The sequence below is a fragment of the Methylophaga frappieri genome, assembly GCF_000260965.1.
Taxonomy (GTDB): Bacteria; Pseudomonadota; Gammaproteobacteria; order Nitrosococcales; family Methylophagaceae; genus Methylophaga; species Methylophaga frappieri.
Window position 1 is genome coordinate 2,359,660 of the sequence record NC_017856.1, and the last position, 24,210, is coordinate 2,383,869.

Consider the following 24,210-nt stretch of genomic DNA (forward strand, 5'->3'; position numbering starts at 1 on the left):
CTATGGCAACCAATGATGTCCTTGCTCGCCAATTATTTGATGAAGAGAGTCGGGATTTATTGACTCAGATTGAACAAGACTGGCAGCAGGCAAAACCCGCTGATCCGGCGTGGCGCGCACAAATGCAACGTCAGTTGCATCAATTAAAAGGCATGGCCGTCAGTTTTCAACTCAGCGAAGCGGGTGATTGCTGCCATCAGTTAGAGTCGTTGCTGGAAACGTTTACCCAGACGACGCTGAGACCCCATCAGGTGGTGCAGATCAGTCAGTTGTTATCGCAACTTCACGATCGGATATTAACGCCAACTGCGGCTGTCCAGACGACGGAAGTCAACCAACCGGAAATTTCTGCCTGGCAAAGCTGGCAGATACAGTTTGAGCCAGCAGCTGATTTTTTTCGCCATGGTCAGGATCCGTTATTTTATCTTAAACAGCTGTCCGAGTTAGGTGAAATGGTGGCCGAGCCGCACTTTAGTGCCCCGGACTTTGCTGAATTTGAGGTAGGTCGTTGTTATCTGCAATGGCATATCCAGTTGCGCACAGCCAGTGATGAAACCGCCATACGGGCCATCTTTGACTGGGTGACAGACCGATGTCATTTGCAAATCAGGCCGATGACGGCGCAAATGGGACAAATGCCATCAACCACCGCAAACCGACATCAGGAAAAAGACCAGCTGTTGTCCTTGCGTCGCCGCCAGGATCAATGTCATCACCTGCTGCTCCAATTGGAGAACAGTCTGGGCAGCCTCCCACCAGCGAGTATGATGTTGTTGAGCCAGTTACGGCAGCTGGGCCAGCAAAATCGACTTGATGTGCAGAAGCTTTTACTTAGGCCGTTGCAAATCGCCTATCAGCGGCTGCCTTCCCTATCGCATACCCTGGCAGGTCAAACCGGTAAACAGATTACACTGACGGTGCCAAAAACGGACTTCCTGATACCGCCCGAGGTGGTAGAAACGTTGGGTGATGTGCTGATACAACTCCTGCGTAACGCGGTTGCTCATGGTATCGAAAAACCGCGACAACGACATCAGAGGAATAAGTCTGAGACGGGACAAATTAAAATTCGACAGACTTTAGATAAATTACAGCTGACCTTGTCTGTGCAGGATGATGGTTGTGGCTTGAATGAGACACAAATTCGCGCCGCGGCGTCGGAGCTGAACCTGCCAGAAAATACTGCTGCCAGCACGTTGATTTTTGAGGCGGGACTGAGTACTGCTGACGCGGTAGATTTAATTTCAGGTCGTGGCGTCGGGTTGGATTTGGTACGCCAGAAAGTCGCCGATCTTCAAGGTCAGATCCAGGTGACCAGCACACCTGAGCAGGGATGTGAGTTTGTGGTTAACGTCCCGTTACAACGAACAATTCTAACCTGCCAACGCGTGACTGTGGCGAGCTTGAATTATTTGTTTCTGGCAACGGATATTGTCGCAACCTATCCTTTGCAAGCCTTTGAACAGCGTCATATTACCGGACGTGGCTGGTATGTACAGGTTGAGCAGACCTGGTTGCCATTATGCGACTTGCGCCAGCGATTACAGCTCTCTTCAGAAACCAGTGCGGATGCCATCATCGTGGTGTTAAAAGCCGGCAAGCGCCGTCTGGCCGTCACCGTCGACCAACTGGATACACCAACCGCATTTTGCTTGTGTCGCGCGGATCAGCATTTACCGTTATCGCCAGCGGTTGTTGGCTTGGCAACGACTGCTGAGGGATTACCTGCTTTGTTGCTGGATGTCGGACTATTATTTTCGGAGCGATCATAATGGCAAGTTCAGCATGGATGTTATGCCAGCGGGCAGGGTTTTGTTTTGCCATCCCATCAATATGGTCACGTGATTGCCTGCCGATGCCAGCGATTGCATTGTTACCGGATCCGCCCCCAGCTGTTCGAGGACTTTGGCATTATGATGATGAAGCGATTCCAGTGCTGGATTTGTCAATGATCGACCAGCCTGCAATTCCAACGGCGTCACATATCGTGATGATATCCACGCCAATGCGGGTAGCACTTTGTTGTGATTCTCCACCCGTGTTTTCAAATAAGCAGGCAGACGCGGGGTTTATTGAGCAGGAAGCATCTTACCAGGTGCTCGACAGCGGTTTTATACAGCGCATTTTAACCGGGGATGGGCCGGGATGACCAACGTTTCACGGGTCATTGCTGTCATGAATCAAACCCATGATGTCGGCAAAACCTTTATTACTGCCAATCTTGCTGATGCGTTACATCGTCAGGGTAAATCGGTACTGGTGCTGGATATGGATCCGCAGGCGGATCTGACACGCAGTTTTGACGTGCCATCATCGCAATTTGGCGTATCAGCATGGTTGCGTGGCGAGCGATCATTTGAGCAGGTCTCCCGTAGCTTACGGGATGGATTGACACTGATTCCGGCCGATACGGCGTTAACCCAATTTGATCAGCAGACTGAAACAAAGCGCCAATTCGGTAACCGATTATCGACTTTATTACCCCATTATGCCGGTCAGTACGATTTGGTGTTACTTGACTGCGCCGCCATATCCGGTTTGTTAGGCAGTAATGCTGTGCTTGCTGCTTCCGACATGCTGTTGCCGGTGACCGGTGATGCCACCGCACTGCAGGGAATGCTGGACATGTTGCCCGTAATCCGCCGAGTTAGTTTGCATCGACACAAAGCCTTGCGCGTCTGGCTGTGTTTGAACCGGTTACCCCGTGGCAGTGATTATGCAGACAAACTGACGGCGATGATGCGTAGTTATTTTCCTAAACGCTTGCTACAGACCGTTATTTATGAGGCTGATACCGCGCAGACCACTGTTTACCAGTCCTTGGCTCAAGACTTGTTAGCAGGCCGGACTGCCTAGAGATTTTTCAGTTACAACGGTGGCGAGAGAAAAGATAAACCAGCCCTGACAGCGCTATGTCGACCAGAGACAGTGAGGCATGACGGTAATGAGTTCATATTCTGAGCAGAACTTTCTGAGTATGAATGGCACCCTGTTTGCATAGTCTACGCTGAGATAAATTCAGGATTACGTGACATGAGCATGTTGCAGTTATTGAACACCACGACTGATGTGGGCAAATCGGCTGGCGATAGCAAAACGAGTAAAGCAGATACGTCTGCGGCAGAAGGGTTTCAAGCGGCTTTCAAACAAGAATTTGATAGCAATAAACTGGTCAAAGCTGCATCAGAAAAAGAATCTGGCGGGCTTGGTGAAGCGGCAATAAAGGATGCGGGTCAAAAAAGCGGCAAAAAATTGCCGGCTGATATGGCTAGCGAGAAGGCGGTTGAGGCGAGTGCGAAAACACGGCCCGGTAATGACCTGCCCGATGTAGCCACAGATGAGGTGATGACCGAGATTGTGTCCCTGTTAAAAGCAGCAGGCATATCAATTTCACCGGAACAGGCTGCCGAGTTGCTCGACAGTGATATGCAAGATATTGAGTCACTCCGGTTGGTTTTTGCCCGTGATTCTGATGACTTGTTGATGTCAGATACCGAGTCAGATCAGGCTTTGGCATTGGTGCTACAGCAACTTACTCCCCTCATGACTGAGCAAAAGCAAGCATCTGCCACCCCATTCTCTGTGATGGCGAGTACGCCAATGCCTCTCGCCGTGCCACAATCTGCTGCGACGGCCCTGGCAGACGTGCTGGCGCCGATATTGACGTCCGTTGAAGAGAGTGGATTAACCGTAAAAACGGCAATGCAAAATTGGTTGAACCAGCAAAATATGGATAAGCCGAACCTGACCGCTGCACAGATAGCGGGATTACTGGTGGCGCAGTCACGCCAAGTGCAACCTAGCTCTGACCAAAGCAGTCTGTCTGGCGGTGCGATAGCCACCATTAGCAATTCTGCTCCCGCTGCGAGTTCCGGCGTAGCGGCCATGACCACGTCATCCACCACGACATTTACGGTACAACCCCAACTTGATAATACGGCATGGGGTCGCGTTGTTTCCAGCCGGGTGAGTTATATGGCCAAAGAGGGTATACAGCAGGCAGAATTGCGTCTGAATCCAGCCAGTCTGGGACCAGTTGAAGTCCGGTTGCAACTTCAACAAGATCAAGCGAGCGTGACATTTCTGGCGCAAAATCAGGCAACACGTGAGGCGCTTGAACAAGCTTTACCCCGTTTACGAGATAGTCTTGCGGAGCAGGGCCTATCTTTGACGCAAGCGGATGTTGGTCAGCAACAAGCGGATCAGTCTGCGGAAAGAGAAAGCAGTATGGAAAATGCGCATTTAACTCAAGTTTCAGTCACAATTGACGATAGTCATGGTGAGCAGGAAAGAGAACCGGATTCAGTCATCGAGCATGATGATGGCAGACTGAGCCTTTATGCTTAAAATAATAAGGCAGCTAAAACACGAAAGGCAGGAGAGAGTGTGTGTTTAAACTAGAAAATTATTCGCTTAGAAAGCGCATGTATATTGTGGCAGGATTTGGCATCATCGGTTTGTTGCTGTTTGCCTTGCTCAGTTGGTACATGCAGCGTCAGGCACTGACCGCTGAGTCCAAACTGCTATTCATTCTGGCCTACTTGGTTGTCAGCGGCGGCTTGTTAATGTTTGTGGCACATTATATCGGTCGTTTTGGCGACAAGCGTGCGACAACGTTGGTAGCCGGTATTCAGAATATTAAACAAGGCGATCTGACTCAGAAAGTCGCTATCCCGGGACGTAGCGACTTTAGCTGGATGGCTTTTGAGCTGGATAGTGCACGAAAAAATGTGGCTAATCTGGTGCATACACTGACTGGCGGTATTGAACAATTAAATACCGCGACAAAAAACATGACCTCGATTAGTAAAGAGACGGTATCCGGGGTTCTCAAACAACAGGCGGAAACAGACCAAGTCGCGACCGCTATGAATGAAATGACCGCATCAGTGCAAGAAGTGGCAAGAACTGCGTCAAATGCCGCTGAAGCGGCACGCAATGCGGATAATGAAGCTAAAGCGGGTAAAAAAGTTGTGCTGCAAACCATGACCTCCATTGATTCGCTGGCCAGTGAAGTGGAAAAAGCCGCCGATACCATCAGCAGTCTCGAAGCAGATATCAACAACATTGGTGCCATCATTGATGTCATTCGTGGTATCACGGAACAAACGAATTTGCTGGCTTTAAATGCGGCGATCGAAGCGGCCAGGGCGGGGGAGCATGGTCGTGGCTTTGCGGTTGTCGCCGATGAAGTTCGCACGCTGGCTTCTCGCACGCAATCGTCAACCCATGAAATTGAAGAAATGATCGAACGGCTTCAAATTGGCGCCAGAGAAGCAGTGAAAGTCATGAATGACAGCCGTGAAAAAGCCAGAAATAGTGTCGACATGGCTGAAAGTGCCGGTGCGGCACTGGATACCATCACTGCGATGATCAGCACAATGGATGAAATGAGCGCACAAATTTCGAGTGCGGCAAATGAGCAGTCGGCCGTTGCAGAAAATATTAACCGGGGCATTGTTGAGATTAGCCAGATTGCCGATCATACCGCCGATGGTGCGCGTGAGGCATCAGCAGCAGTTGATACACTAAACAGCTTGTCCGGCCAGTTGCAGGAAGCCTCGGGCAAATTCAAAATTTAATTGCTGAATAACCCATATTGTGAATAAGCCCGCTGATGCGGGCTTTTTTTACAATAAAGATTGGTTAATTTGTGCCAATGCCGCCTGAGGATTCGCCGCCTGCGTGATTGGGCGGCCAATGACCAGGTAATGACTGCCAGCGTTGATTGCGGCGGCAGGAGTCATGATGCGGTGCTGATCATCAGTCTGGCTACCTGCTGGACGAATGCCCGGCGTCACCAGCGCAAACTGGTCTCCCTGTTGCTGACGCAACAGCGCTGTTTCCTGTGCCGAGCAAACCACACCATCAAGACCGTTATCTGCCGCCATTTCTGCTAATTTACTGACAGTTCCTTGCATATCGCCATGCAAGCCGATGTGGTGGAAAGTATTGGCATCCATGCTGGTTAGCAAGGTGACGCCAATGAGTAGCGGTGCATCCGCGAAATCAAGCGCCTGCCTTGCCGCCTTGAGCATGGCCGGCCCGCCTAAAGTGTGAACATTGACCATCCAGACACCTAATTCGGCAGCGGCAGCGCAGGCACGAGCCACCGTGTGGGGAATATCGTGATATTTCAAATCCAGAAACACGTCAAAGCCACGTTGATGCAACGCGGTAACGATAGCAGGGCCACTTCGGGTAAATAATTCTTTACCGACTTTTAAACGACAGTCTGAAGCAGATAATTGATCGGCCAAGGCCAGGGCGCTGTCAGCATTGGGGTAGTCCAAGGCGACAATAATTCGAGGGTCACTCATAACTTGCTCATATGATTGTGGTGTGGATATCCTACCGGAACGGCATTTATTCCGCGCTAATGACGGCGAAAATGCTATCCTGTGCAGCTATTTTAGCTGAGAAAAACCAATGCAGTTTGAACAATTTGCGCAAGATGGGCTGGCCCGGCGAGGACGGCTGACTTTTGCGCGAGGTAGTATCGAAACACCCGCATTTATGCCCGTCGGCACATACGGTTCAGTCAAGTCAATGACGCCTGAAGAAGTCCGGAAAACCGGTGCTGAGATTATTTTAGGCAATACCTTTCACTTGATGTTGCGGCCCGGCACCGAGGTCATTTCGGCTCATGGTGATTTACATGATTTTATGCAGTGGTCAGGGCCTATTCTGACGGATTCTGGTGGCTTTCAAGTATTTAGCCTTGGTGACTTACGAAAAATCACTGAGCAAGGCGTGCATTTTCGGTCACCTATCTCTGGCGATAAAGTTTTCATGGGGCCAGAGGAGTCAATGGCGGTTCAGCGCGCGCTGGGCAGCGATATTGTCATGATTTTTGATGAGTGCACCCCTTATCCTGCTGATGAACATACTGCAGCAAAATCCATGCAGCTTTCACTACGCTGGGCCCAACGCAGCAAGGCGGCACATGGCGATAACCCTTCTGCTTTATTTGGGATTGTGCAAGGCGGTATGCATGAAACCTTGCGAACAGTGTCTTTGCAGGGGCTGGTAGAAATTGGCTTTGATGGTTATGCCATCGGTGGCTTATCAGTTGGTGAGCCCAAAGAGGATATGCTGCGAATTTTGCAACACCTCAGCGACAAAATGCCTGTAGACAAGCCGCGCTACCTGATGGGCGTCGGTCGCCCTGAAGATTTGATAGAAGCCGTCAGGCTGGGTGTGGATATGTTTGACTGTGTCATGCCAACGCGAAACGCCCGAAATGGTCATTTATTCGTGCATGACGGGGTGATCAAAATCCGTAACAGCCGTTTTAAATATGATACGAGTCCGCTGGATCCGGAATGTGATTGTGAAACCTGCCAAAATTACAGCCGGGCTTATCTGCATCACATGGATAAAACGGGTGAAATACTGGGGCCACGACTGAATACGATTCATAACCTGCATTATTATCAAAAACTGATGCGTGACATCAGGCAGAGTATTGTCGATGGGCAGTTTGCCGACTACCGGCAACAATTTTATGCCAAGCGTGGTCAATCATTACCAGATTAGTCTGCTATCAAGCCGTTGATTGAATATGGCATAATCGCTGTCTTTTAGAATCTGACAAAGGAAAAACGATGGATTTTCTGATTTCACCTGCACTGGCTGAAACTGGTGCTGCAGCAGGCCCAAGTATGCTGGACTTTGCTTTCCCAATCATTTTGCTGGTGTTGTTCTACGTGATGCTGATTCGCCCGCAACAAAAGCGAGCTAAAGCGCACCGCCAAATGCAATCTGCTCTGGCCAAGGGCGATGAAGTCGTTACCGATGGCGGGCTGATGGGCAAGATTCTGGAGATTAATGACAATGCCATCAGTGTTCAGATAGCCGAAAATGTTGAGGTTAAAGTGCGCCGCGAAGCTATCAGCGCTGTTTTGCCAAAAGGCACCTTGAAAAAACTGTAATTTATAGTTCGGTACCTGACTGTTAAACGGTACCGTAATCTGGATTTAGCAATGAACCGATATCCTTTGTGGAAAAACCTGTTGTTGTTAGTGGTGATAGCCACGGCGGTGATTTATGCCATGCCAAATTTATATGGCGATGATCCGGCAGTACAAATTTCGGCGGGTCGTCAGGCATCTCTTGATAATGCCTTGGTGAGCAACGTTGAAACGCAGCTTAAAGAGGCCGATCTCCCCTATAAAGGCCTGACCTTGGAAGATAATCGCCTACTAATTCGTTTTGCGGATGCGGACAGTCAATTAAAAGCACGTGAAATGATTGCCGGCTCGCTCGCAGAGCAAGACTATATCGTGGCGCTAAACTTGGCACCAACTACGCCAGAATGGTTAACAGGCTTAAAAGCAGAGCCGATGAATCTGGGGCTGGATTTGCGCGGTGGGGTGCATTTCCTGATGGAGGTGGACATGCAAGCTGTCCAGCATCAGGCGCTAACCGGGATTGCAGATGACCTCAGATTGTTATTACGGGAATCGGTCATCCGATATACCCGGGTCGAGGTAGAAGGCGATACCTTATTTTTGGGTTTCCGTGATGCAACCGAGCGTGACAAGGCAGAACAAGAAATCAGCCGCGACTACCCTGACGTTGTTGTGTCAACTGATGAGTCGGCTGACCGTCCCACCCTCGCCTTGAACATGACGGAAACGTTTTTGCGGGAAACGCAGACACTGGCACTACAGCAAAACATCACGACGTTGCGTAACCGCATTAACGAATTAGGGGTCGCGGAGCCAACGGTACAACAGCAAGGTCAGAATCGGATTGTGGTGCAATTACCCGGCGTTCAAGATACCGCGCAGGCCAAAAAAATCCTGGGTGCGACGGCAACACTGGAATTTCGGTTAGTCGATTTTGAAAGTGATGTGCAGTCGGCTGTAAACGGTCGCGTACCGGCTAATTCTGAATTATTTAATCACCGCGATGGTACGCCTTACTTGTTAAACAAGCGGGTTATGCTGACTGGTGAAAACATCATTAATGCTGCCTCAACGCTTGATGCACAAACGAATTCACCGGCGGTTTCGGTGACCATTGATGGTAAGGGTGCGCGGATATTCAGTAATGTGACCGGTGACAATATCGGCAACCCAATGGCCGTGGTTTTTATCGAGTCAAAAAGTGAGACTGAAGTCGTTGCTGGGGAAGAGGTTCGTGTCCGTAAGCAATTCCCGGAAATTATTAGTGTCGCGACAATTCGGGATCAGCTGGGTAAAAAGTTTCAAATCACGGGGCTGGATAGTACCACCGAGGCGCGGGATTTAGCGTTATTACTAAGAGCAGGTGCATTAGCGGCGCCAATTGAGATTGTTGAAGAACGCACTGTCGGGCCAAGTATGGGGCAGGAAAATATCGACAAAGGCTTTAAGTCCGTCGTTATCGGTTTAGTGCTCGTATTGGTCTTTATGGCTGTCTGGTATCGGGTGTTTGGCCTGGTTGCGAATCTGGCGCTTGCCGTTAACCTGGTGTTGCTGGTGGCGTTATTATCTATGCTGCAAGCCACACTGACTATGCCGGGTATTGCTGGTATCGTCTTGACGGTGGGGATGGCAGTCGATGCCAATGTATTGATTTTTGAACGTATTCGCGAAGAGTTGCATATCGGCAATAGCCCGCAGGCCAGTATTCGCGCCGGTTATGATAAGGCGCTGTCTACCATCGCCGATGCCAATGTGACGACCTTAATTGCTGCCGTAGTACTGTTCGGCTTTGGTACCGGGACCATCAAAGGTTTTGCTGTCACCTTGTCGCTGGGGATTTTAACGTCCATGTTTACTGCCATCATGGGTACGCGGGCTTTAGTTAATTTGATTTATGGTCGCCAGCACCGGCCAGCGCTGTCGATTTAAGGGTTGAGTCATGCATGTATTAAGCAAAGAAACCAATATCAATTTTATCGGTATTCGAAAGTATGCCTTGATCTTGTCAGCGTTGTTATTGCTGGTCTCGGTTTACGCGATTGTTACCAAAGGACTTAATTTTGGTATCGATTTTACTGGCGGCACGATGATTGAAATCGCTTATCCTGAGCAAGCGGATTTAAATCAAATTCGGACGACTTTAAGCGAAGCCGGCTACGATGATGCCGTGGTGCAAAATTTTGGTTCATTGCAAGACGTTTTGATTCGTTTACCAGTCATTGCCGACCAGAATATGGCTGATCTGAGTAATGAGGTAGTGGCTGTTTTATCCGCGAATGATAATCAACAAATTCAGGTCAATCGCGTTGAATTTGTTGGCCCGCAAGTGGGTGAAGAGCTGACAGAAGACGGTGGTTTGGCCATGATTTATGCACTGTTTGGCATTCTGATTTATGTGGCATTTCGTTTTGAATATCGGTTTGCGATTAGTTCGGTGTTTGCCTTAGTGCATGACGTGGTATTAACCGTGGGCTTTTTTGCCTTGTTCGAGCTGCAATTTGATTTAACGATATTGGCGGCGATTCTTGCTGTTATTGGTTACTCTCTGAATGACACCATTGTGGTATTTGACCGTATTCGTGAGAATTTCCTGAAACTGAGAAATGCCGAGCCACCCGAGGTGATTAATGTCTCCGTGAATGGCACACTGGGGAGAACCATCATGACCTCAATGACCACTTTGCTGGTCGTCATCTCGTTATTCATTTTTGGTGGTGAAGTGATTCATGGCTTTGCCATGGCTTTACTGGTTGGTATTGTTATTGGTACCTATTCTTCAATTTACATCGCCGGTAGCAGTATTTTGTTATTAGGCGTTAGCAAATATGATTTGTTGCCACCAGAAAAAGAGAATGATGATGCTGTCGGATCGGACGGTAGCCAAGTGTAATCTGGTCGGCGCCTGATTGTTGAAATCTGCTTTGGTCAAATGATGTATTAGCTTGCCGGGTGAGTGGCAAGCAGAATGAAGTGCATGATGCGCCAGCGACGATACAAAAAATCAGACCGCATTGTATCGAAAACAGCTTTCAACATGATCGTTGATCATGCCCGTTGCCTGCATGAGTGCGTAGATTACGGTACTGCCGACAAATTTGAAGCCACGCTTTTTTAAATCCTGGCTAAGCGCATCACTTTGTTTACTGGTTGCTGGGATAGCTTGTTCGTGCTGCCACTGGTTTTGTATGGGGGCGTGATTGACAAAACCCCATATATAGTGAGTGAAGCTGCCAAATTCCTGCTGTATTGCCATAAAAGCGCGCGCATTGACAATCGCTGAATACACTTTCAATTTATTGCGAATGATTCCTTTATTCTTTAGTAAGGCATCGATTTTGGACTGATCGTATTCGGCGATTTTGGTGTAATCGAAATTATCAAAAGCTTTGCGAAAGTTTTCTCGTTTGCGAAGGATGGTTATCCAGCTGAGACCGGCCTGAAAGGTTTCCAGTAATAAAAATTCAAACATCGTGCTGTCATCGCGTACTGGTACACCCCACTCTTTGTCATGGTAAGCAACGTAGAGCGGATCCGTTCCACACCATTGACAGCGTATTTTTACGGATTTCGGATTGCTTGCGGTCATGGTTGATTGGATTGAGAGTGGCGATAAAGCAAAGGATAATGGGTATTTTAGCGGGGTTGATGGGCAGGGTAACCAGCGTGGGCTTTCGCCACTGGTAAGGCAATGATCTCAGCAGAGGCAGGCTGGCAGGCATCATTGGCAGAACCCACTGACTCGACGCTAAGAATACGCAAGCCGGCGTAGTCACTGCGATAGCTCATAAAGGTCGCAAATTCTTCCAGCCCCTGCATGATCTGTCGTAACTCCAGTTCAGCGCTGCGCCCTAATTTAGCCATGTTGTTGCTCACTTAGATTATCAATCTCAAAGAGTGTATCGACCGCTATTCTGATTTCTTGAAAAAAAGCATGGCTGCAGTAATCGCGTGGGTTTGATACGCTATATTTTGTGAACGTAAAGTAAAATATCTTCGTAGCAGGTCATATCAGTTCAATAGCAGGGCTAGCCTTATGATAAAGTCAATATTGATCAGCGTTTTGATGTTGAATACGGCCGTTATGGCTGATGATCCCACCTATCGTTTATTTGCAACCAATGAGCGTGACAATACTTTATCTGTTATAAACAGCCAGACGCTGAAAGTTGAAGAGACTATCAATATTGGTTTGCGGCCAAGAGGCATCGGTTTTTCAACAGATCGTAAGCTACTCTATGTTGTTGCCAGTAATGAAAACAAGATTGTCGTTGTCGATCCGAAAACACTCGAGATAATAAAAAAAATTGACACGGGCGAAGAGCCTGAAACCTTTGCGGTTAATCCCAAAAATGGCTATTTGGTGACCTCAAGTGAATATGATGGTGAAGCTGTGTTTATCGATCCACAAGCGAACGAGAAAGTTGCCATCGTTAAAGTGGGTATTGAGCCAGAAGGCGCCGCAGTGTCACCAGATGGCCAATATGCCTTGGTAAGCAGTGAATCCAGTAATCTGGTGCATATCATTGAGACCGACACCTATGAGGTGATCGCCAATATTGTTGTTGCTGCAAGGCCGCGGGGATTGTCATTTGGTCGCGATGGCAAATTTGCCTATGTTGCCAGCGAAATTGGTCGTGAAGTCAGCATGATTAGCATGGAGACGCTGAAAGTGGTCAAAAAGTCACCAATTGCTGTTGAAGATGCAAAGCCAATGGCGATTGTGGTCAGTCCAGACAATCGTTATTTATATATTTCCATGGGGCGGGCAAATTCGGTAGCGATGATGGATGCAAAAACACTGGATATGATTGCCAATATTGGCGTTGGTGAGCGCGTCTGGGGTATGGCGATTTCACGGGATGGCAAATATTTATATAGCGCCGATGGTATCAGTGGCACGATTTCAGTCATTGATACCGATAAAAAACAACGTATTAATAGTATCAAAGTAGGCTCGTACCCTTGGGGAGTTGCACTGGATGATTAGTTTCGATGGTGACAGTTATCTTGTGGTTAAGACCGGCGATGGCCGGTTTTTTTGTCAGTAGCGTGATAGCCGGTTATGATGCCCGCCATGACAGTATTTTCCCGATTGTTTGATATTTGCCTGTTTAGAGACAGTCCGGCATCACTTCCCGCGTCTTCACAGTGGTTATTCACATTTTCATTCGCTTATTTGCTGGCTGGTATCGCGATAAACAGAATGGATAGTGACTGGGGTTTCAGTATTGCTGTGAGCCTTGCTGACCTCGCATTCTTGCTTGGTTTCTGCTGGCTGTTATTGTGGTGCTTTCAAAATGCGGCCAGATGGACTCAGACCAGTATTGCGCTGATGGGAACAGGGGTGTTTTTCGGGGTATTGGCAATGCCTTTCTTAAAACCGATTTATCAGGCAACCGACGAAACACAATTGGCAGGCTGGTTAATCTTTATGCCCTTGGTGATTCTGATTTGGGCATTAATGGTAGTTGCACACATTTTGCGCAGTGCAATCGATTGTCGTGCCGGTACGGCGGTCGCCTGGACGTGTCTCTATGTGGTGTTCTCGATACTTATTTCAACCTTGGTGATGACAGCGATCGCTTAATGCATATACATATTCTCGGCATTTGTGGGACATTTATGGGCGGGCTGGCAATGCTTGCTCGGCAAATGGGATATCAGGTTACAGGCAGTGACAGTAACGTTTATCCTCCAATGAGTGATCAATTAGCTGCGGCGGGCATTGATGTCATGTCGGGATACGCTCCCGAACACCTGCAACCGGCACCCGATCTCGTAGTCATGGGCAATGCCATGAGTCGTGGTAATGCGGCCGTCGAATATGTGCTGAATAAAGGGCTGCCTTATACTTCTGGGCCACAGTGGCTGGCGGAAAATGTGCTGCCCGAACGTTGGGTATTAGCGGTATCTGGCACCCATGGTAAAACCACGACTTCCTCTATGCTGGCACACATTTTGACTTTTGCCGGGTTAAGTCCTGGATTTCTTATTGGTGGGGTGCCGGGTGACTTTGGTGTATCGGCGCGGTTAGGTGAGACACCTTTCTTTGTCATTGAGGCGGATGAGTACGATACAGCTTTCTTTGATAAACGGGCCAAATTTGTCCACTATCGACCGCGGACCTTGCTAGTGAATAATCTGGAATTTGATCATGCTGATATTTATGCTGATCTGGCGGCAATCCAGACACAATTCCACCACCTGATTCGAACCGTCCCTGGCGACGGACTGATTTTGTCGCCGGTTAATGTGCCGGCGATTGATGATATGTTGGCTCGGGGCTGCTGGAGCAACCGGCAACAATTGGGCCAAAATGCGGATTGGCAGGTCATATCATATCAGAATGATGGTAGCCATTTTAAAGTCCAGCATGGCAACGAAACAGCCGAAATTTCTTGGTCGCTTCTGGGACAGCATAATATTGCCAATGCGCTAGGTGCGGTGGCTGCCGCACATCATGTCGGGGTGACATTGGCCGTGGCGGCACAGGCATTAAGTTGTTTTAAAGGGGTTAAACGGCGTCTGGAATTACGTGGTGAAGTCGCTGGTGTTGCGGTATATGATGATTTTGCTCATCATCCCACAGCAATCAAAACCACGTTGGCAGGCTTACGTGACAATAACCGAAATGGCCGATTACTCGCCGTATTTGAACCCCGGTCTAATACGATGAAAATGGGCGTGCATCAGGAAACACTAGGCGCATCATTTCATGATGCAGATCAGGTGTTCTGGTATCAGGATGGAGAGCAGAACTGGTCTTTGCAGTCCGTGAAAAAATGCTTAGAACAAAAGTTGTTTATGACGGATAACATTGATAACTTGGTTGAGACGGTCATCGGTCAAGCACAACCTGGCGACAAAATAGTGATCATGAGTAACGGTGGCTTTGCCGGTATTCATGATCGTATCTTGCAAGGGTTGGCCTCATGACGGATCCACAGCAAATTGCGTTAGCAATTACTGGCGCATCAGGCGCACCTTATGCAAAAAGATTGATGTCGGCTTTGCTGGCGGAAAAAATGATTGTTCATGTCATGATTTCCACTGCCGGGCGGTTGGTCTTGGCTGATGAGCTCAACTGGAAATTACCATCCCGCCCCAGTGATTGCCAAAAAAAACTGGTGAGCGAGTTTAACTGCGAGTCGGAACAGGTTCGCGTTTATGGTGAACAACAGTGGTCTTCTCCCCTAGCAAGTGGCTCGCATCGGGTTCCCACGATGATAGTTTGTCCGTGTACTATGGGGACCTTATCGGCAATCGCCTGTGGCGCAAGTGATAATCTTATTAACCGCGCGGCGGATGTCATGATTAAAGAGCAACGCAAACTCATTATGGTGCCGAGAGAGGCGCCATTTTCGGCCATTCATTTAGAAAATATGTTGAAACTGGCTCGGCTTGGCGTTTGTATTCTCCCGCCTAGTCCCGGTTTTTATTATCAGCCACAAACGATTGAAGACGTTATCGATTTTGTTGTTGCCCGGATTCTTGATCAGGCTGGCATTTCACATACATTGCAGCCCCGCTGGGGGGAGTAAGTTCGACAGCAGGGCAGGTGCCAGCTGACGTATAATCGGACTATCAAGTCAACATTCAACGATAGGACTGTCCTATGTCTGATATTGAAATTGCCCAACAGGCCAATATGTTACCGGTGTTTGATTTGGCCCAGAAAAAACTGGGTATTCAGGCGGATGACCTAGATAGTTATGGCCGTTTTAAGGCCAAAGTCTCGTTACAAGTACTACAGCAACGCGCGCAAAAACCAGATGGCAAGCTGATCTTGGTGACAGCAATCAGTCCAACGCCCGCCGGAGAAGGGAAAACCACGACGACTATCGGCTTAAGTGATGGTTTGAATCGAATAGGCAAAAAGGCGATTGTCTGTATTCGTGAACCATCCATGGGTCCATGCTTTGGTATGAAAGGCGGGGCGGCCGGTGGTGGGCATGCCCAAGTTGTGCCGATGGAAGATATTAATCTGCATTTCACTGGGGATTTTCATGCCATTGCGTCAGCGCATAACCTGTTGGCTGCCATGATTGATAATCATATTCATCATGGCAATGCGCTACAGTTGGATACTCGAAAAGTCACCTGGCAACGGGTGATGGATATGAACGATCGTGCCCTGCGTGAGGTTACAGTCGGGCTGGGCGGGCCGGCTAATGGCTTTAGCCGCACCGATCATTTTGACATTGTTGTTGCTTCTGAAGTGATGGCAATTTTTTGTTTATCCGGCTCCTTATCAGAACTGAAACAACGCCTGGGCGAGATACTAATCGGCTACAGTTTTGATGGTACTCCGCGTTTTGCGCGTGAATTGCAGGCTCACGGTGCCATGGCAGCGTTGCTCAAAGAAGCGCTCAAACCTAATCTGGTTCAAACATTGGAAAATAACCTGGCGTTTGTGCATGGCGGTCCCTTTGCCAATATTGCGCATGGCTGTAACTCCGTGATAGCAACCAGAATGGCGTTGAAGCTTGGCGATTATGTGGTCACAGAGGCGGGATTTGGTGCCGATCTGGGTGCCGAAAAGTTTATTAATATCAAGTGTCGAAAAGCCGGTTTAAAACCAGATATGGCGGTGGTAGTCGCCACGGTCAGAGCCCTCAAGTATCATGGAGGAATGGCGCTTGATCAGCTTGGCATGTTGGATACGCATGCTTTGCAACGGGGGCTTGAAAATTTAAAACGCCATGTCAATAACTTGCAGCAAGCATTCAAATTACCGTGTGTCGTCGCCATTAATCATTTTGACCAAGATCAGGATGATGAAATCGCACAAGTTGAACAAGCAGTGTTGGAAATGGGTGCCAAAGTGGTATTAGCACGACATTGGGCAGAAGGGGGTAAAGGCGCAGAAACGCTGGCTCAAGCTGTGGTTGATACTTTGGAAAATCATGCCCATGCCACCTGCCAATTCCTGTATCCAGACGATCAACCGCTCTGGGAAAAAATTCAAACCGTAGCCAAAAAGCTGTACGGTGCCGAACAAGTCATTGCCGATAGTAAGGTAATGAAAAAATTGAAAAAATTCGCTGAAAAATATGATCATTTGCCAGTTTGTATGGCTAAAACACCTTATTCCTTCGGGAGTGATCCAACCATGCGCGGTGTACCGCAGCCGCACCAGTTGGCTGTCCGCGATGTCCGTTTATCTCATGGTGCCGGTTTTGTGGTGGTTTTATGTGGCGATATTATGACCATGCCGGGTTTACCCAAAAATCCCGCAGCAGAACGGATTGATATTGATGACAGAGGCGTCATTCAAGGGTTGTTTTAACCGCGCCGTTTTAAGCTAAACATAAGTAACGCGCCACCCCATAAACCGAATAACCAGCTTAATAGGGGAATGCCTGCAAGCATGGGGGGAGCGAAGCCATCCAAGCCTTTTATGATGGCAGCACCAACAATAAAAGCGGCACCAGACACGGCTGCCGCGGTTCGATAACTGCTGTCTCGAATTTCCTGGCGAATATGTTGCAAATCGTGCGTGGAAAGCTGCATCGTGAGAGCACCGGACTGGGCTTTCTGTGTCAATTCATAAAGTTGGCGCGGTAAGGTCGGCAGAGTTTCCGCCCAAGTTGGGGCCTCTTGTTGCAAGGTTTTCCAGGCTGCTTGCCAGCCTAGTTTTTCCTGCATCCACTTTTCCAGAATGGGTTTGGCGGTCTGCCAGAGATCCAGATCTGGATATAGCTGGCGGCCAAGTCCTTCAATGTTCAGCAGTGTTTTTTGTAGTAATACCAGCTGTGGTTGTATTTGCATGTTAAACCGCCGTGCGGTTTGAAATAAACGCAGCAGCAGCTGGCCAAACGAAATTTCCTTCAAAGGACGAGCAAAAATTGGCTCGCAGACACTGCGAATGGCAGATTCAAATTCATCCAGTCGTGTATCTGGCGGCACCCAACCTGACTGAACATGTAATTCCGCAACACGACGATAATCATGATTGAAAAAGGCGAGAAAATTTTCAGCCAAATAGCGTTGGTCATCGGGCGCCAAGGTACCCATAATGCCGAAATCAATCGCAATGTATCGTGGATTGTGGGCATCACTGACATCAACCAAGATGTTACCTGGATGCATGTCAGCATGAAAAAAGCTATGTTTGAATACCTGAGTAAAAAATATTTCCACCCCGACTGCGGCAAGACGGGCGAGATCAACGTGATGCTCTGCCAAACGCTGCATGTCGCTAATTGGCACACCAAATACCCGTTCCTGAACCAGGATGTTGGGACGGCACAAAGGCCAGTAAATTTCTGGTACATACAGTAACCGGGCGTCGGCAAAGTTGCGTTTTAATTGTGATGCCGAAGCGGCTTCACGCAACATATCTAATTCATCAAATAGATTTTTTTCCATTTCAGCAACGACTTCACGCGGTCTCAGTCGTTTGCCTTCGGACCAGTAACGCTCGGCAAGTCCAGCCAGCGTGTAGAGTAGATCGACATCACGTCGAATCACTTTTTCAATTCCGGGGCGAACGAGTTTAATAATGACTTGTTTACCATCCGGTAATGTGGCGGCATGCACCTGGGCAATGGACGCAGAGGCTAAGGGCGTTGGGTCAATTTCGGCAAATAGTGTATCGATAGCCTCATCAGGATAAGCCTCATGAATCAGTGCTAATGCCTGATCGCTAGGAAAGGGGGCAACGCGGTCTTGGAGTTTAGCTAACTCATCGGCGATATCATCAGGCAGTAAATCGCGCCGCGTAGACAGGATTTGGCCAAATTTGACGAATATCGGTCCCAAATCCTGTAATGCCAGTCGGAGTCGTTCGCCACGCGGTTGTTGAGTGGCTTTTCGCCAACGGTAAGGCGACAACCAACTCACGAAACGCAAGGGCCGAAAGACATGTAATGCGAGAATAAACTCATCCAGTCGGTGGCGACTAAAGACCTGATTAATCTGGAAGAGTCGGGTTATCTGGCTCAGTTTCATGCGGATTTTCCGGTGGTTAGGCCAAGCCGTCTAATACGCGCTTCTAGCCGCTCCATATCGGCATGAAGATTATCGACTTGTTGCATGAAATGGGCGACTTCAACGGCATCAGGCAACAGACGTGCTTCTTCTCTAAGATATTCTGCTGTGCTTAGTTCAATACTGTTCATGCTTTGTTTCAGCCAGCCAGCCGTCTGCCTAAGTTGCTTTGTCAGAGGACCGGCGAGGGTATCACCAGTCAGCCGAGCAATTTGAGATTCCCAATCAAACTCAAAGTTATCCAGCCAATCCTGCAATTGTTTGGCAAATTGAACATCGCCCAGAATTTGGATATGCGATGAAAATAAATTATCAGGATGTCTAGCGACATCGATCAAGGCACTGAGCGGTGCGGCTATCATTAAATCTGCGACCGCATCCTGACCATCATTCACAATGAGATTATTCGTCTCAAATTCAATGCAAACTGCTTTCTGCCAATCAGTGAGTTCAATACGAACGCTTCGGCCTGTAAAAGCCGTCATTGCTGCCAAGCTGTCTGGATCAGCTTGCAGAGCCTGGTTGAGCGCAAACGTCAGTGGCGATAACAACAGCATCAGAATTTATAGCCACGATGGAGTGCGACAATGCCAGCACTCATATTTTGATAAGTACTCCGCTCAAAACCTGCATCTTGCATCATCTGTTTCAGGGTTGACTGATCCGGGTGCATACGGATTGATTCGGCAAGATATTGATAACTTTCTGCATCTCCAGTGAATTGTTTGCCGAGCGTGGGTAAAACGCGGAACGAGTATTGGTCATAAATCGGTGCTAACCAACCGGCCGGTTTGGAAAATTCCAGCACCATTAACTGTCCACCGGGGCGTAGCACTCGGAACATTGAACGCAATGCTTTATCTTTATCGGTGACGTTGCGCAGTCCAAAGGCAATAGTAATTACGTCAAAATAATTGTCGGGGAAAGGGAGCGATTCTGCATTTGCCTGAACATAAGCAATGTTGCCAGCTTTACCGCGATCAATCAGCCTGTCGCGACCCACATTCAGCATAGAGGCATTGATATCAGCCAGGACAACCTTACCTTGCGGACCAACCAGATCTGCAAACTTCGCCGTCAAATCACCCGTGCCGCCGGCAATATCTAAAACAGATGCGCCTGGTCGAACCCCGCTTTGTTGTATGGTAATCCACTTCCAAAAACGGTGAACACCCAGTGACATTAAATCGTTCATCAGGTCGTAACGACTGGCGACCGAATGAAAAACATCAGCAACGTGATTGGCTTTTTCAGAAACAGGGACTTCTTTATAACCAAAATGGGTGGTTTGGGGCTTTGTCATTAAACAGTACTCCGTTGAAATCCGGCCTGTTGTAAACGCTGCAAATACGTTTGCCACTTATGCTCGTATTGCGTTGCCAGCTCGTATAAATAATCCCAGGTAAACAAGCCACTGTCATGACCATCATCAAAATAGATCTTGATGGCGTAATGACCAACAGGCTCTATCTTAAGGATCGCCACCGACTCTTTGTTGGTTTGCAAAACGTCTTGTCCGGGACCATGGCCTTGTACTTCTGCTGAAGGAGAGTGCACCCGTAAATATTCAGCAGACAAATGAAAATGCTGTGCGTCGTAGCTCAGTGACAACTGGCGCGATTTCTGGTGAAGCGTAATATCAGTTGGTATGGGCATTTTTGCCATCATGTTTGGTTATAAAATATAACGTGACAAATCTTCATCTTGTGCCAGCTCACCCAGTTGGGCATTGACGTAGTCGGCATCGACAGTAAAACGTTGGTCAGCTTGCTCACCAGCCTGATAAGAAATCTCTTCCAAGAGTTTTTCAAGCAAAGTATGTAATCGTCTGGCACCAATATTCTCAGTTTTTTCATTAACGTCATACGCCAGTTCGGCAAGGCGATGAATACCATCATCAGTAAACTCAAGGCTAACGCCCTCGGTTGCCAGTAAGGCAACGTATTGTTCAGTGAGTGAGGCATTTGGTTCAGTCAGAATTCGGACAAAGTCTTCCGCTTTCAGTGCATTAAGCTCAACCCGGATCGGCAACCGACCTTGAAGCTCTGGAATTAAGTCTGCCGGTTTGCTCAAATGAAAAGCACCAGATGCAATGAAGAGTATATGGTCCGTTTTCAGCATGCCGTATTTCGTTGAAACACTACTGCCTTCAACTAAAGGCAATAAATCTCGCTGCACGCCGGCACGTGACACATCGGCTGAGCTACCGCCTTCATTACGACCGGTAATTTTGTCAATTTCATCGAGAAAAACAATACCATGCTGTTCGACTAATTGAATGACTTCAGATTTCAAATCATCTTCATTAACAAGCTTGGCGGCTTCCTCGTCAGTTAACAATTTTAATGCCTTAGCGACGGCTACCTTGCGTTTGCTGCGCCGTTCACGGCCCATGTTTTGAAACATGTCTTGAATTTGGCTGGTTAATTCCTCCATGCCGGGTGGTGTCATGATTTCAACACCCGCCTGTGGTTGACTCAGTTCCAATTCTATTTCGCGATCATCTAGTTTACCTTCACGCAGCATCTTGCGAAATTTTTGCCTTGTTTCTGAACTCGTCTCTGCTTCACTGCCTCTGGCAGGTGTCAGAAGTGAATCTAAAACGCGCTCTTCAGCGGCATCTTCAGCAAGCGGTCTAGCGCGTCGGATGGCCTTTTCACGTAGCATTTTCATCGCACTTTCAGCTAAATCTCGAATTATCGATTCGACATCCCGTCCAACATAACCGACTTCGGTAAACTTGGTCGCTTCAACCTTGATAAAAGGCGCGTTCGCTAAGGATGCCAAGCGACGTGCAATTTCTGTTTTCCCCACCCCTGTTGGGCCAATCATCAAAATATTTTTTGGCGTAACTTCATGTTGTAATTCAGGGGTTAACTGTAGTCGACGCCAGCGATTTCTGAGCGCAATGGCAACAGCGCGTTTGGCTTCTTGCTGACCGACAATATGCTTATCCAGTTCGTGAACAATTTCTTTTGGCGTAAATGCGTGACTCATGAGTTTAGTTATATATCCAGCGTTTCAATAGTAAGGTGGTGATTTGTGTAGATGCAGATGTCTGCAGCGATATTCAAGCCCTTTTCGACAATCTCTCTAGCAGATAAATCCGTATTTTGCATCAGCGCCGTTGCCGCTGCTTGGGCAAATGGTCCGCCGGAACCAATTGAAATCAAACCATGCTCAGGTTCGATGACATCACCATTGCCTGAAATAATGAGCGAGGCATCGGCATTGGCAACAGCCAGTAGGGCTTCGAGACGACGCATCATTCTATCTGTCCGCCAATCTTTAGCGAGTTCTAAAGCGCTTCGTGTCAGGTTGCCCTGATGTTTTTCTAATTTCGCCTCAAACCGTTCAAATAAGGTAAACGCATCTGCAGTGCCGCCAGCAAAGCCAGCAATAACTTGGTTATGATAAAGACGTCGCACTTTGCGGGCGTTGCCCTTCATAATCGTATTGCCAAGACTGACCTGGCCATCACCGCCGATAACGACTTGATTGCCGCGACGATATGACAAAATCGTTGTGCCACGATATTGCTCCATGAAACTCCTCAATGATTTAATCGTGAATAAAAGTGAATCAGTATACTATGTAGAGTCACTCGGCGCAGCGTCATAGCCAGTCGAAAATGCCTCTAAATGCAATATAGTGGTTGACAGTGAGCAGGCTTTTACGGAAAATGCCACGTCTTTAGTGGAGGGGTTCCCGAGTGGCCAAAGGGATCAGACTGTAAATCTGACGGCTCCGCCTTCGAAGGTTCGAATCCTTCCCCCTCCACCATTTATATTTAAGCGAGTTACATTGGCGGGTGTAGTTCAATGGTAGAACTCCAGCCTTCCAAGCTGGTTGTGTGGGTTCGATTCCCATCACCCGCTCCAGTTTTTTTTGGGGGTCAAGCCCGTATAGCTCAGTCGGTAGAGCGCATCCATGGTAAGGATGAGGTCATCAGTTCGATTCTGATTACGGGCTCCATAAAATTAGAGTGTAATTGATTTTGATTGGGCAGGGATAACCTTGCCTGTTTGATTTTTTAAATTTTAAAAAGTTATAGGCGGGAGACTGGTCATGTCTAAGGCAAAATTTGAACGTAGTAAACCCCACGTCAATGTGGGCACCATTGGTCACGTTGACCATGGTAAAACCACGCTGACAGCGGCGATCACTAAAGTATTGGGTGAGATGAGTGGCGGCGAATTCAAAGATTACGCGGATATTGATAACGCACCGGAAGAAAGAGAGCGTGGTATCACTATCTCCACAGCACACGTTGAGTACGAAACGGCCAACCGTCACTACGCCCACGTAGACTGCCCGGGTCACGCTGACTATGTGAAAAACATGATCACAGGTGCGGCGCAAATGGACGGCGCGATTTTGGTAGTTAATGCTGCTGACGGCCCGATGCCGCAAACGCGTGAACACATCCTGCTGTCACGTCAGGTTGGCGTCCCTTACATCATCGTCTACCTGAACAAAGCCGACATGGTTGACGACGCAGAACTGATTGAATTGGTTGAAATGGAAGTTCGTGAACTTCTGGACACCTATGACTTCCCTGGTGATGACACGCCAATCGTTGTTGGTTCTGCTCTGAAAGCATTGGAAGGCGACACAAGCGACATTGGTGCACCTTCTATTATTAAGCTGGCTGAAGCGATGGACAGCTACTTCCCAGAGCCAGAACGTGCTATCGATGGCGCCTTCCTGATGCCAATCGAAGACGTCTTTTCAATCTCTGGTCGTGGTACCGTTGTGACTGGTCGTGTCGAGCGCGGCATTGTTAAAGTTGGCGACGAACTGGAAATCGTTGGTATCAAAGATACCCAGAAAACGACCTGTACTGGTGTTGAAATGTTCCGCAAATTGCTGGACCAAGGCCAGGCTGGTGATAACGTTGGTGTATTGCTGCGTGGTACCAAGCGTGAAGAAGTTGACCGTGGTCAAGTACTGGCGCATCCGGGCACCATCAAACCACATACCCGTTTTGAAGCAGAAGTTTACATTCTGTCGAAAGATGAAGGTGGTCGCCACACGCCATTTTTCAATGGATACCGTCCACAGTTTTATTTCCGTACTACAGACGTTACCGGTGCGTGCGAACTGCCATCGGGTGTTGAAATGGTAATGCCTGGAGACAACGTCAAAATGGACGTAACCCTGATTGCACCGATTGCGATGGAAGAAGGTTTGCGTTTTGCGATTCGTGAAGGCGGCCGCACCGTTGGTGCCGGTGTCGTTAGTAAAATTACTGAGTAATCAAGTTTGGCAGCGAAGCGCATTGCGCTTCGCTGTCGTGAGAGTT

Annotated in this window: 24 protein-coding genes and 3 tRNA genes; 18 read left to right on the forward strand and 9 right to left on the reverse strand. The window is 48.3% G+C overall.

Features of this window, described 5'->3' with window-relative positions; all coding sequences use genetic code 11:
• The first annotated feature begins 2 nt into the window (after positions 1-2).
• From Q7C_RS11270 to Q7C_RS11290, 5 genes are all read left to right on the forward strand, one after another.
• Positions 3-1,772: an ATP-binding protein gene (locus Q7C_RS11270; RefSeq protein WP_014704907.1), complete on the forward strand. Its 1,770-nt coding sequence runs from the start codon at positions 3-5 to the stop codon at positions 1,770-1,772.
• Positions 1,772-2,149, forward strand: coding sequence for a CheW domain-containing protein (locus Q7C_RS11275; RefSeq protein ID WP_041366715.1), 378 nt, complete (start codon positions 1,772-1,774; stop codon positions 2,147-2,149). Before Q7C_RS11270 ends, Q7C_RS11275 begins: the two co-directional genes overlap by 1 nt.
• A complete protein-coding gene (locus Q7C_RS11280) occupies positions 2,146-2,856 on the forward strand; it encodes a ParA family protein (protein WP_014704910.1) in 711 nt (236 codons plus the stop codon). The genes Q7C_RS11275 and Q7C_RS11280 overlap by 4 nt, the downstream gene beginning before the upstream one ends.
• A gap of 177 nt (positions 2,857-3,033) precedes the next feature.
• Positions 3,034-4,347, forward strand: coding sequence for a flagellar hook-length control protein FliK (locus tag Q7C_RS11285; protein WP_014704911.1), 1,314 nt, complete (start codon positions 3,034-3,036; stop codon positions 4,345-4,347).
• 41 nt (positions 4,348-4,388) lie between these two features.
• Positions 4,389-5,582 (forward strand): methyl-accepting chemotaxis protein, encoded by a 1,194-nt coding sequence (locus tag Q7C_RS11290; RefSeq protein WP_238532320.1) that lies wholly within the window; start codon positions 4,389-4,391, stop codon positions 5,580-5,582.
• 48 nt (positions 5,583-5,630) lie between these two features.
• Here Q7C_RS11290 and pyrF read toward each other — a convergent pair whose 3' ends face one another.
• Entirely contained in the window at positions 5,631-6,320 is a 690-nt protein-coding gene (pyrF, locus tag Q7C_RS11295) for an orotidine-5'-phosphate decarboxylase (RefSeq protein WP_014704913.1), read from the reverse strand.
• Positions 6,321-6,429: 109 nt separating this feature from the next.
• Between pyrF and tgt the strand changes: the two genes are divergently transcribed.
• From tgt to secF, 4 genes are all read left to right on the forward strand, one after another.
• Positions 6,430-7,539, forward strand: coding sequence for a tRNA guanosine(34) transglycosylase Tgt (gene tgt / locus Q7C_RS11300; protein ID WP_014704914.1), 1,110 nt, complete (start codon positions 6,430-6,432; stop codon positions 7,537-7,539).
• A 68-nt stretch (positions 7,540-7,607) separates the two neighbouring features.
• On the forward strand, positions 7,608-7,934 hold the full coding sequence (gene yajC, locus Q7C_RS11305) for a preprotein translocase subunit YajC (protein ID WP_014704915.1): 327 nt from the start codon (positions 7,608-7,610) through the stop codon (positions 7,932-7,934).
• A gap of 51 nt (positions 7,935-7,985) precedes the next feature.
• Positions 7,986-9,842, forward strand: a complete 1,857-nt coding sequence (secD, locus tag Q7C_RS11310; protein WP_014704916.1) for a protein translocase subunit SecD — start codon at positions 7,986-7,988, stop codon at positions 9,840-9,842.
• A 10-nt stretch (positions 9,843-9,852) separates the two neighbouring features.
• Positions 9,853-10,803 (forward strand): protein translocase subunit SecF, encoded by a 951-nt coding sequence (gene secF, locus Q7C_RS11315; protein ID WP_014704917.1) that lies wholly within the window; start codon positions 9,853-9,855, stop codon positions 10,801-10,803.
• 111 nt (positions 10,804-10,914) lie between these two features.
• On the opposite strand, the gene Q7C_RS11320 is transcribed toward secF, so the two are convergent.
• Positions 10,915-11,499 carry a DNA-3-methyladenine glycosylase I gene (locus Q7C_RS11320; RefSeq protein WP_041366716.1) on the reverse strand — a complete coding sequence of 195 codons (585 nt, stop codon included), beginning with the start codon at positions 11,497-11,499 and terminating at the stop codon, positions 10,915-10,917.
• 47 nt (positions 11,500-11,546) lie between these two features.
• Positions 11,547-11,774 carry a hypothetical protein gene (locus Q7C_RS11325; protein WP_014704919.1) on the reverse strand — a complete coding sequence of 76 codons (228 nt, stop codon included), beginning with the start codon at positions 11,772-11,774 and terminating at the stop codon, positions 11,547-11,549.
• Between the two features lie 172 nt (positions 11,775-11,946).
• Here Q7C_RS11325 and Q7C_RS11330 point away from each other — a divergent pair, with 172 nt between their 5' ends.
• The 5 genes from Q7C_RS11330 (at position 11,947) to Q7C_RS11350 (ending at position 17,202) form a co-directional block, all read left to right on the forward strand.
• Complete coding sequence (locus Q7C_RS11330; protein WP_014704920.1) at positions 11,947-12,900, forward strand: PQQ-dependent catabolism-associated beta-propeller protein; 954 nt, start codon at positions 11,947-11,949, stop codon at positions 12,898-12,900.
• Between the two features lie 87 nt (positions 12,901-12,987).
• Positions 12,988-13,500, forward strand: coding sequence for a hypothetical protein (locus Q7C_RS13395; protein WP_151194766.1), 513 nt, complete (start codon positions 12,988-12,990; stop codon positions 13,498-13,500).
• Positions 13,500-14,849, forward strand: coding sequence for a UDP-N-acetylmuramate:L-alanyl-gamma-D-glutamyl-meso-diaminopimelate ligase (gene mpl / locus Q7C_RS11340; protein ID WP_041366717.1), 1,350 nt, complete (start codon positions 13,500-13,502; stop codon positions 14,847-14,849). Before Q7C_RS13395 ends, mpl begins: the two co-directional genes overlap by 1 nt.
• Complete coding sequence (locus Q7C_RS11345) at positions 14,846-15,454, forward strand: UbiX family flavin prenyltransferase (protein ID WP_014704924.1); 609 nt, start codon at positions 14,846-14,848, stop codon at positions 15,452-15,454. Before mpl ends, Q7C_RS11345 begins: the two co-directional genes overlap by 4 nt.
• A 74-nt stretch (positions 15,455-15,528) precedes the next feature.
• Positions 15,529-17,202 carry a formate--tetrahydrofolate ligase gene (locus Q7C_RS11350; RefSeq protein ID WP_014704925.1) on the forward strand — a complete coding sequence of 558 codons (1,674 nt, stop codon included), beginning with the start codon at positions 15,529-15,531 and terminating at the stop codon, positions 17,200-17,202.
• On the opposite strand, the gene ubiB is transcribed toward Q7C_RS11350, so the two are convergent.
• Genes ubiB through hslV form a run of 6 tightly spaced genes read right to left on the reverse strand, consistent with a single transcriptional unit; the run spans position 17,199 to position 22,450 of the window.
• Entirely contained in the window at positions 17,199-18,866 is a 1,668-nt protein-coding gene (ubiB, locus tag Q7C_RS11355; RefSeq protein ID WP_014704926.1) for a ubiquinone biosynthesis regulatory protein kinase UbiB, read from the reverse strand. The two genes, Q7C_RS11350 and ubiB, sit on opposite strands and share 4 nt — an antisense overlap.
• Entirely contained in the window at positions 18,863-19,462 is a 600-nt protein-coding gene (locus Q7C_RS11360; RefSeq protein ID WP_014704927.1) for a ubiquinone biosynthesis accessory factor UbiJ, read from the reverse strand. Before Q7C_RS11360 ends, ubiB begins: the two co-directional genes overlap by 4 nt.
• The gene (ubiE, locus tag Q7C_RS11365; RefSeq protein WP_014704928.1) at positions 19,462-20,208 is read right to left on the reverse strand and encodes a bifunctional demethylmenaquinone methyltransferase/2-methoxy-6-polyprenyl-1,4-benzoquinol methylase UbiE; all 747 of its coding nucleotides are present in this window, start codon (positions 20,206-20,208) and stop codon (positions 19,462-19,464) included. Before ubiE ends, Q7C_RS11360 begins: the two co-directional genes overlap by 1 nt.
• A complete protein-coding gene (locus Q7C_RS11370; RefSeq protein ID WP_041367169.1) occupies positions 20,208-20,570 on the reverse strand; it encodes a gamma-butyrobetaine hydroxylase family protein in 363 nt (120 codons plus the stop codon). The genes ubiE and Q7C_RS11370 overlap by 1 nt, the downstream gene beginning before the upstream one ends.
• A 9-nt stretch (positions 20,571-20,579) precedes the next feature.
• Positions 20,580-21,902 (reverse strand): ATP-dependent protease ATPase subunit HslU, encoded by a 1,323-nt coding sequence (hslU, locus tag Q7C_RS11375; protein WP_014704930.1) that lies wholly within the window; start codon positions 21,900-21,902, stop codon positions 20,580-20,582.
• 8 nt (positions 21,903-21,910) lie between these two features.
• Complete coding sequence (gene hslV / locus Q7C_RS11380) at positions 21,911-22,450, reverse strand: ATP-dependent protease subunit HslV (RefSeq protein ID WP_014704931.1); 540 nt, start codon at positions 22,448-22,450, stop codon at positions 21,911-21,913.
• A gap of 153 nt (positions 22,451-22,603) precedes the next feature.
• On the opposite strand from hslV, the gene Q7C_RS11385 reads away from it, so the two are divergent.
• From Q7C_RS11385 to tuf, 4 genes are all read left to right on the forward strand, one after another.
• Positions 22,604-22,688 (forward strand) — tRNA-Tyr (locus tag Q7C_RS11385).
• A gap of 24 nt (positions 22,689-22,712) precedes the next feature.
• Positions 22,713-22,786 (forward strand) — tRNA-Gly (locus tag Q7C_RS11390).
• An 18-nt stretch (positions 22,787-22,804) separates the two neighbouring features.
• A tRNA-Thr gene (locus Q7C_RS11395) sits at positions 22,805-22,880 on the forward strand.
• Between the two features lie 93 nt (positions 22,881-22,973).
• Entirely contained in the window at positions 22,974-24,164 is a 1,191-nt protein-coding gene (gene tuf / locus Q7C_RS11400) for an elongation factor Tu (RefSeq protein ID WP_014704932.1), read from the forward strand.
• Positions 24,165-24,210 lie beyond the last annotated feature (46 nt).

What these genes read in the sequence shown, in the direction of transcription:
- Q7C_RS11320 (WP_041366716.1), bottom strand. Translation starts at nt 11,499, where the DNA reads ATGACCGCAAGCAATCCGAAATCCGTAAAAATACGCTGTCAATGGTGT.
- mpl (WP_041366717.1), top strand. Translation starts at nt 13,500, where the DNA reads ATGCATATACATATTCTCGGCATTTGTGGGACATTTATGGGCGGGCTG.
- Q7C_RS11275 (WP_041366715.1), top strand. Translation starts at nt 1,772, where the DNA reads ATGGCAAGTTCAGCATGGATGTTATGCCAGCGGGCAGGGTTTTGTTTT.
- ubiB (WP_014704926.1), bottom strand. Translation starts at nt 18,866, where the DNA reads ATGAAACTGAGCCAGATAACCCGACTCTTCCAGATTAATCAGGTCTTT.
- Q7C_RS11350 (WP_014704925.1), top strand. Translation starts at nt 15,529, where the DNA reads ATGTCTGATATTGAAATTGCCCAACAGGCCAATATGTTACCGGTGTTT.
- yajC (WP_014704915.1), top strand. Translation starts at nt 7,608, where the DNA reads ATGGATTTTCTGATTTCACCTGCACTGGCTGAAACTGGTGCTGCAGCA.
- hslV (WP_014704931.1), bottom strand. Translation starts at nt 22,450, where the DNA reads ATGGAGCAATATCGTGGCACAACGATTTTGTCATATCGTCGCGGCAAT.
- Q7C_RS11285 (WP_014704911.1), top strand. Translation starts at nt 3,034, where the DNA reads ATGAGCATGTTGCAGTTATTGAACACCACGACTGATGTGGGCAAATCG.
- Q7C_RS11345 (WP_014704924.1), top strand. Translation starts at nt 14,846, where the DNA reads ATGACGGATCCACAGCAAATTGCGTTAGCAATTACTGGCGCATCAGGC.
- Q7C_RS11270 (WP_014704907.1), top strand. Translation starts at nt 3, where the DNA reads ATGGCAACCAATGATGTCCTTGCTCGCCAATTATTTGATGAAGAGAGT.
- secF (WP_014704917.1), top strand. Translation starts at nt 9,853, where the DNA reads ATGCATGTATTAAGCAAAGAAACCAATATCAATTTTATCGGTATTCGA.
- secD (WP_014704916.1), top strand. Translation starts at nt 7,986, where the DNA reads ATGAACCGATATCCTTTGTGGAAAAACCTGTTGTTGTTAGTGGTGATA.
- Q7C_RS11360 (WP_014704927.1), bottom strand. Translation starts at nt 19,462, where the DNA reads ATGCTGTTGTTATCGCCACTGACGTTTGCGCTCAACCAGGCTCTGCAA.
- tgt (WP_014704914.1), top strand. Translation starts at nt 6,430, where the DNA reads ATGCAGTTTGAACAATTTGCGCAAGATGGGCTGGCCCGGCGAGGACGG.
- Q7C_RS11370 (WP_041367169.1), bottom strand. Translation starts at nt 20,570, where the DNA reads ATGGCAAAAATGCCCATACCAACTGATATTACGCTTCACCAGAAATCG.
- ubiE (WP_014704928.1), bottom strand. Translation starts at nt 20,208, where the DNA reads ATGACAAAGCCCCAAACCACCCATTTTGGTTATAAAGAAGTCCCTGTT.
- Q7C_RS11325 (WP_014704919.1), bottom strand. Translation starts at nt 11,774, where the DNA reads ATGGCTAAATTAGGGCGCAGCGCTGAACTGGAGTTACGACAGATCATG.
- Q7C_RS13395 (WP_151194766.1), top strand. Translation starts at nt 12,988, where the DNA reads ATGACAGTATTTTCCCGATTGTTTGATATTTGCCTGTTTAGAGACAGT.
- Q7C_RS11330 (WP_014704920.1), top strand. Translation starts at nt 11,947, where the DNA reads ATGATAAAGTCAATATTGATCAGCGTTTTGATGTTGAATACGGCCGTT.
- Q7C_RS11280 (WP_014704910.1), top strand. Translation starts at nt 2,146, where the DNA reads ATGACCAACGTTTCACGGGTCATTGCTGTCATGAATCAAACCCATGAT.
- tuf (WP_014704932.1), top strand. Translation starts at nt 22,974, where the DNA reads ATGTCTAAGGCAAAATTTGAACGTAGTAAACCCCACGTCAATGTGGGC.
- hslU (WP_014704930.1), bottom strand. Translation starts at nt 21,902, where the DNA reads ATGAGTCACGCATTTACGCCAAAAGAAATTGTTCACGAACTGGATAAG.
- pyrF (WP_014704913.1), bottom strand. Translation starts at nt 6,320, where the DNA reads ATGAGTGACCCTCGAATTATTGTCGCCTTGGACTACCCCAATGCTGAC.